We start from the raw sequence: 6,853 nt of genomic DNA, 5'->3' as shown, positions 1-6,853 counted from the left end.
GCGCCGGCCCCCGCCCCCGTGGCGGGCCCGACGGGCGCCCCGTCCGGTCTGTCGACCGCGCGCTGAAAGGCTTCACGCTCCATGGCAACTCCGCACATCTCCGCCGCTCCGGGTGACTTCGCCGAAGTGGTCCTCATGCCGGGCGACCCGCTGCGCGCCCGCTACATCTCCGAGCGCTTCCTGGAAGGCGCGCGCTCCGTCACGTCGGTGCGCAACATGCTGGGCTACACCGGCACCTTCCGGGGCAAGCAGCTGTCGGTGATGGGGCACGGCATGGGCGTGCCCTCCATCTCCATCTACGCGACGGAGCTGGTGCGGACGTACGGCGCGCGCGTGCTCATCCGCGTGGGCAGCTGCGGGGCGCTTCGCGAGGACGTGAAGCTGCGCGACGTCATCGTGGCGCTGGGCGCGGGCACCGACTCGCGGGTGAACCGCATGCGCGTGATGGACCACGACTTCCCGGCGGTGGCGGACTTCACGCTCGTGCGCCGCGCGGTGGAGGCGGCGGAGAAGCGGAGCAAGCCCGTGCGCGTGGGCTCGGTGTTCACGTCGGACCTGTTCTACCACCCGCAGGAGGCGCTCAACGCCACGCTGGCTCGCATGGGCATCCTGGCGGTGGAGATGGAGATCGCCGGCCTGTATGGCGTGGCGGCGGAGTTCGGCGCGCGGGCGTTGGGAATGCTCACGGTGTCGGACCACATCCTCACCGGGGAGAAGCTGTCCCCCGAGGACCGGCAGACGACGTTCGACGAGATGATCGAGGTGGCGCTCGACGTCGCCGTCTCCGAGGCGTAAGGGACGCTCGTATGAGCTTCGGTTCCCGCAGGGGCCCGCCGTCCGGGCTGGCGCGCAAGGCGGCCCAGCGCACGCCGGGCCACCACTACAACGCGAGCTTCCTCGCGGCGGCGGACCGCGCGGAGATCCTCGCGTGGCTGGGCACGCTGCACCCCCTGTGGGAGGAGCGCTTTTCGAAGCACTTCCCGCCGCCGGAGGGGCAGGTGCAGCGGCGGCTGTTGCGGCCGGTGTACTGGCTGGGCAACTGGCAGTTCGCGTGCCTCGACTACTACCGGCCGCCCAAGGGCGTGAAGGACCGCTGCGTGAAGGCGGAGCCGTTCCCGGCGGTGCTGGAGCGGCAGGTCGCGAAGGTGGAGGCGCTGGCGCGGCGGATGTTCCGGGGGGCGGACATGCCGCAGGGCTGGCACCTCAACACGTGTCTGGTGAACTTCTACGGCAGCCGGTTGGAGGACGGGCGCTGGGTGGACACCGCGCGCGTGGGCGAGCACAAGGACTTCGAGCCCGGGCCGGTGGCGTCGCTGTCCTTCGGGGAGCGCGCGCTCATCCAGTTCGTCACGTCCTCGCGGCCCGGCGAGCGCGACGCGGTGGTGCTGGAGCAGTGGTTGGATGATGGGTCGTTGCAGCTCTTCGGCGGCGCGCAGTGGAAGGAGCAGACGTTCCACCGGGTGCAGCGGGTGGACACGCGCGCGGGGCACGTCATGCCGCCGGAGCTGCCGGACTTCCGCACGCGGCGCATCAACCTGACGTTCCGCTACGTGCCGGACGCGCACGTGACGCCGTTCGCGGCGCTGAGCCAGGAGGCCCGCGAGGACGTGCGGCCGTACATGGCGACGCTCGCGAAGGGCAGTCGCTTCTTCCGCGAGGAGCTGGCGCGGGAGCTGGCGGTGAAGGCGGGGTAGGGGAGGGCGCGGACGTCGTGCGTCCGCGCCGTCCTGTCCGGTGGAGCGGGCTGCTACGAGCCCGTCTCGGGGCCCCGGTTGGAGGAGGCGGACGCGGGCGAACGGCCCACGTAGCTCACCTGCGGCGAGCCGCCCCGAGCGGGACGTCCCGCGCCCCGCTCCGGAGCCTGACGCGGCATCCGGGGAGTGTTGCCGCGCGCTTCATGGGGGGCGGACTGGGGCTCGGTGTCCTGCGCGCGCTGCCGGCGGTTGTCTCCACCGGGGGCACCGTTCGTCGGCGGCGCGAAGGAGGCGTCACCGGCTTCGGCGTTCGGCGTGCGCTGTCCTCGCGGGGGGCGGCCGTTCATGCGGGGCTCGCCCTGCGGCGACGTGTTCGTGCCGGACTCGCTGTACTGCTGAGGCGTCCGGTTGTTCATGCGCGGCTCGCCGTTCTGCCGAGCGCCATCCATCCGGGGCTCACCGCCCTGCTGCGACCGGCCATTCATGCGCGGCTCGCCGCTCTGCTGGGGCGTCCGGCTGTTCATGCGAGGTTCGCCGTTCTGCTGCGCGCCATTCGTGCGCGGCTCGCCGTTCTGCTGGGGCGCCCGGCCGTTCATGCGAGGTTCGCCGTTCTGCTGCGCGCCATTCGTGCGCGGCTCGCCGTTTGTGCGTGCCTCGCCGTTCTGCTGCGCGCCATTCATGCGCGGCTCGCCGTTCTGCTGGGGCCGGCCGTTCATGCGAGGTTCGCCGTTCTGCCGAGCGCCATCCATCCGGGGCTCGCCGCCCTGCTGCGGACGGCCATTCATGCGCGGCTCGCCATTCTGCTGAGCACCGTTCGCACGCGACTCACCATTCTGGTGGGGAGCGCGGCCGTTCATGCGCGGCTCGCCGTTTCGCGACTGCGACCGGTTGTCCATCCGAGGCTCGCTGAGCTGTTGCGGCACGGCCTCCTGGCCGGAACCGTTGCTCTGCTGCGCGCCGTTCGCACGGGACTCACCGTGCCGTTGCGCTGGCGCCCCGTCCATCCGGGAACGGTTCTGCTGCGGACGGCCGTTCATGCGCGCATCGCCGTGCTGCGCGGGCTGCCCTTCCGTCCGGGCTCCACCGCCCTGCTGCGGACGTCCGTTCATGCGCGCATCGCCGTTCTGCTGCGCGCCGTCCATCCGGGGCTCGCCGCCCTGCTGCGGACGTCCGTTCATGCGCGCATCGCCGTTCTGCTGCGCGCCGTCCATCCGGGGCTCGCCGCCCTGGGGTCGGCCATTCGCGCGCGACTCGTTCCGCGGGGGGCGGCCATTCATGCGCGGCTCGCCACCCGCCTGCGCGCCGTTCATGCGCGCATTGCCATTCTGCGGCTGCGACGGGCCATTCACGCGCGCGTCGCCGTTCGGCTGTCGCGGCGGACGCCCATCCCGGCGCGGCTCGTTCGGCGTGCGCTGCTGCGCGTTCCCGTTGCGAGGCCCGCCACCCTGCGGGGGCCGTCCATTCGTGCGCGCCTCGCCTGCCGCGCTCGCGGCCTGCGCCACCGGGGCACCGTTCCCGGCGCGCGGCCCGCCCTGCTGCGGACGTCCGTTGTTCCCACCGGGCCGTCCACCGCCCTGCTGCGGACGCGCCGCCGCACCCTGCTGCGGTCCCGCGTTCCCGGGCCGGGGCGCATTGCCGGTGCGCGGCGGCGGCTTGCCACCGAATCCTCCGCCGCGACGACGCCCATCGCGCGGGCTCGACGTGACGACCGGCCGTCCGCGCTCTCCGCCTCCCTGCCGCAACACCAGGGCTTCCAGCGCGCGCAGCTCCGCCTCCTCCGCGCTGACGCCGTCCTCCAGCTCCACCGCGACCACGGGCGCCGGGGCCGCGCGCAGGTCGCCGCGTCCCTCCTGCCCGAAGCGCTCCGCCCGGCCACCCGGGCGACCCTGCGCTCCATTGCGGCGCGGGGGCTCGCGGAACGTGCCCGACGGCGAGAACTCCGGCGTCAGGTCGCGGCGCACGTACGCGTTCCAGATTTCGCCCGTGTCACCCGCGCGGCTCTCCAACCGGGGCGAGATGCCCGTGAGGAACTCACGCACGTTGTCCAGGTCGCGGCGGAAGTAGAACTCCGCCTGGCTGTTGCGCGCCGCCGCCACCGTCTGCGGGAAGTCGATGAGCGTCGGCCCCATCCCACTCATTAGGATGTTGTAGGGCGACAGGTCCCCATGGATGAGATCCGCGCACAAGGTGCGAATCACCTGCCCGCGCAGGTCCAGGTAGACGGCCTCGGCGTCCTCGGGCGTCAGGGGCGGGGCCTCCACGAGCCGGGGCGCGGGCTGTCCCTGCTCGTCCAGCACCAGCTCCATCAGGAGGATGCCTTCGTAGAACAGGACAGGGGTGGGCACGCGCACGCCCTGGGCGTGCAGCTTGTAGAGCGAGTCGGCCTCGGCGTTCTTCCAGGCCTCTTCCGCGGCGGCCTGTCCGAAGCGGCTGCCCTTCTCCATGGCGCGGCGGGTGCGCGAGTTGCGCACCTCGCGGCCTTCCTTGTAGCCGGAGTTATTGCGGAAGTTGCGCTCGTGGCGCTCCTTGTACAGCTTCGCGGCGACCACCTGGCCGGCGTGCTGGACAAGCCATACCTCTGCCTCCTTGCCCGTCTTCAGCTGGCCGATGACGGCGTCAATGATGCCGTCGGCGAGGAGGGTCTCGAGGGAGTCATTCATTCTTAGGCAGAAGGCCGGAACGGCACGGGGCGGGGAGCTTCAGTCGTCACGCACACCGGCGGCCCCTGCTCGCCATGATGCACGTTGGAGATGAGAACACCGGGCAGGCCCTGGTTTCCATCGCCGTCACGCTGAACGTCGTCCAGAAGGCCCACGTACCGCTTGCTAGCAGCTTGGGAAGCAGGGGGCCAGGGGTGGGGTCGTCCCTGTATCCTGTTCGCCGGCCACCCCCTGCCCGGGGACCGCTTGACGCGGGTCCGGCGTCCAAGTCCCGGCAGTCCCTCAAGAGGAGCCGTCCGCCCATGAAGGTCCTACCCCTGTGGGGTGTCCTGTTCGCCTCGCTGTGCGCGCACGCGGAGGACCGCGTCGCCGGTGCCCGGGCGCACCAGACGGCGGAGCTCGTCCGGAGCTTCAAGGAGGCGGGCCTGTCCTGGCCGCCAGAGGAGCTCTACCTGCGGGCCTTCAAGGTCGAGCGCGAGCTGGAGGTCTGGGCGGGCCCCCGGGGCAAGCCGCTGGTGAAGGTGCGCACGTATCCCATCTGCGCGGCGTCCGGCGACGTGGGCCCCAAGCGCGCCATGGGGGACGAACAGGTGCCGGAGGGCTTCTACACGGTCGACCTCTTCAACCCGAAGAGCAACTTCCACCTGTCCATGCGCGTGAGCTACCCGAACGCGCTCGACCGGAAGCTGGGGGCCGCGAAGCCGGGCGGCGACATCTACATCCACGGCAACTGCGTGAGCATCGGCTGTCTGGCCATCGAGGACGGGCCCATCGAGGCGCTGTACGTGATGGTGTCCGAGGCCCGGGCGCGCATGGGGCGCGACGTGCCGGTGCACATCTTCCCGCGCCGGCTGGACGCCGCGGGGCTCGCGGCGCTGGAGTCCCTGCCCGGCGTCACCGATTCGCGCAAGGACTTCTGGCGCGGCCTGGAGCCCGGCTACCGGTGGTTCGAGGCCCAGCGGCGCCCTCCGCGCGTGAAGGTGAACGCCGCGGCGACCGCCTACGTGGTGAGCCCGGCCCTCCCTGTCCGGTAGCTCCGCGGCGCTCCGCGGACCTGCTAGAAATCACCCCATCGTCGGTGTCGCCGCTGTCGCCGATTTCCAGGGGTGCGCACATGAAGACTTCCGTCTCGCTGCAGGAGTCCGGGTCTCCCGGGGGCGCGCGAGCGCTCGTGTCCCTGACGACCACGGAGCTGGCCGCCGCCCTTCGCGCCCGGCAGGTCAGCGCCGTGGAGGTGCTGGACGCCTTCCTGTCCCGGGCCCGTCAGCACAACCCCGCGCTCAACGCCGTCGTGACGTGGGACGAGGAGCGGGCCCGCGAACGCGCCGCCCAGGCGGACGCCGCGCTCGCGCGGGGGGAGCTGTGGGGGCCGCTGCACGGTGTGCCCTTCACGGTGAAGGATGCGTTCAGCACCGCGGGCCTGCGCACGACGTCCGGCCATCCGGAGCTGGCCGGGTACGTGCCCTCGGAGGACGCGACCGCGGTGGCCCGGCTCAAGGCCGCGGGCGCCATCCTCTGGGGCAAGACGAACCTGCCGCCGTTCGCCTCCGACTACCAGACGCACGGGCCGCTGCTGGGCCGGGCCAACAACCCGCATGACCTGGGCCGCACGCCGGGCGGCTCCAGCGGTGGGGCGGCGGCGGCGGTCGCGGCGGGCTTCACCCCGTTCGAGGTGGGCAGCGACATTGGCGGCTCCATCCGGCTGCCGGCGCACTTCTGCGGCATCGTCGGCATCAAGCCCACGGAGCACCGCGTCTCCAACGCGGGCCACGTCCCCGACATGCCCAACGGGCCGCGCCACGTGCGCCACATGGCGTGTTCCGGTCCGCTGGCGCGCTCGGTGGCGGACCTGCGGCTCATCCTGTCCCTCATCGAGGGCGAGGATCCGCGCAACCCGGAGGTGCCGCCCGTCGCGCCGCTGGGCGCCGCGAAGCCCCGGGCCCTCAAGGGGCTGCGGCTGGCGTGGACGGACACGCTGGGCCCGTTCCGGGCAGACGGCCCCACGCGGCAACTCCTCGAGCGCTTCACCGCGGCGCTGCGGGCCGAGGGCGTCGTCGTGGAGCACGCAGTGCCGGAGGCCCTGGACTTCGATGACCTCCTGGAGGTGTGGGGCCTGATGGAGGGCGGGGAGGTGGGCGCGCCGCTGCCGCCGGACTGGCGCCAGGGCTTCCGGGACCAGTTCCTTCCGCTCAAGGACGACCGGATGGCGGCGGCCATCGTGCGAGGCACGTACCTGGACCTCGCCGGCCATGGCGCGACGCTGACGAGGCGGGACGGGCACATGGCCACGCTGGAGCGGTTCCTGTCGGGATGGGACGCGTGGCTGGTGCCGGTGTCGCCCACGCCCGCCATCCCGCACACGCCCTTTGGCGGACCGGTGGAGGTGGACGGCGCGCCGCGCGGCTACCTGGAAGCGCTGGGCGGGTTCACCAGCTTCTTCAACGCCACGGGGAACCCCGTCGTGGTGTTCCCGCTGGGACGCACCGAGGCGGGCCTGCC

Annotated in this window: 5 protein-coding genes; 4 read left to right on the top strand and 1 reads right to left on the bottom strand. The window is 72.5% G+C overall.

Annotated elements, in window-relative coordinates; translation table 11 throughout:
- The first annotated feature begins 81 nt into the window (after nt 1-81).
- Both deoD and D7V93_RS34280 read left to right on the top strand, forming a co-directional pair.
- Nucleotides 82-795, top strand: a complete 714-nt coding sequence (gene deoD, locus D7V93_RS34285) for a purine-nucleoside phosphorylase (protein WP_120647385.1) — start codon at nt 82-84, stop codon at nt 793-795.
- An 11-nt stretch (nt 796-806) separates the two neighbouring features.
- On the top strand, nt 807-1,694 hold the full coding sequence (locus D7V93_RS34280; protein ID WP_120647384.1) for an alpha-ketoglutarate-dependent dioxygenase AlkB: 888 nt from the start codon (nt 807-809) through the stop codon (nt 1,692-1,694).
- Between the two features lie 53 nt (nt 1,695-1,747).
- On the opposite strand, the gene D7V93_RS34275 is transcribed toward D7V93_RS34280, so the two are convergent.
- Nucleotides 1,748-4,354: an RIO1 family regulatory kinase/ATPase domain-containing protein gene (locus tag D7V93_RS34275; protein ID WP_120647383.1), complete on the bottom strand. Its 2,607-nt coding sequence runs from the start codon at nt 4,352-4,354 to the stop codon at nt 1,748-1,750.
- A gap of 302 nt (nt 4,355-4,656) precedes the next feature.
- Here D7V93_RS34275 and D7V93_RS34270 point away from each other — a divergent pair, with 302 nt between their 5' ends.
- Nucleotides 4,657-5,388: a L,D-transpeptidase family protein gene (locus D7V93_RS34270; protein WP_120647382.1), complete on the top strand. Its 732-nt coding sequence runs from the start codon at nt 4,657-4,659 to the stop codon at nt 5,386-5,388.
- An 80-nt stretch (nt 5,389-5,468) separates the two neighbouring features.
- On the top strand, nt 5,469-6,853 hold a 1,385-nt coding region (locus D7V93_RS34265), incomplete at its 3' end, for an amidase (RefSeq protein ID WP_147451496.1).

The organism is Corallococcus llansteffanensis, assembly GCF_003612055.1.
Taxonomy (GTDB): domain Bacteria; phylum Myxococcota; class Myxococcia; order Myxococcales; family Myxococcaceae; genus Corallococcus; species Corallococcus llansteffanensis.
Note: the sequence above shows the minus strand (reverse complement) of the source record. Positions and strands in the feature narration are given on the sequence as shown.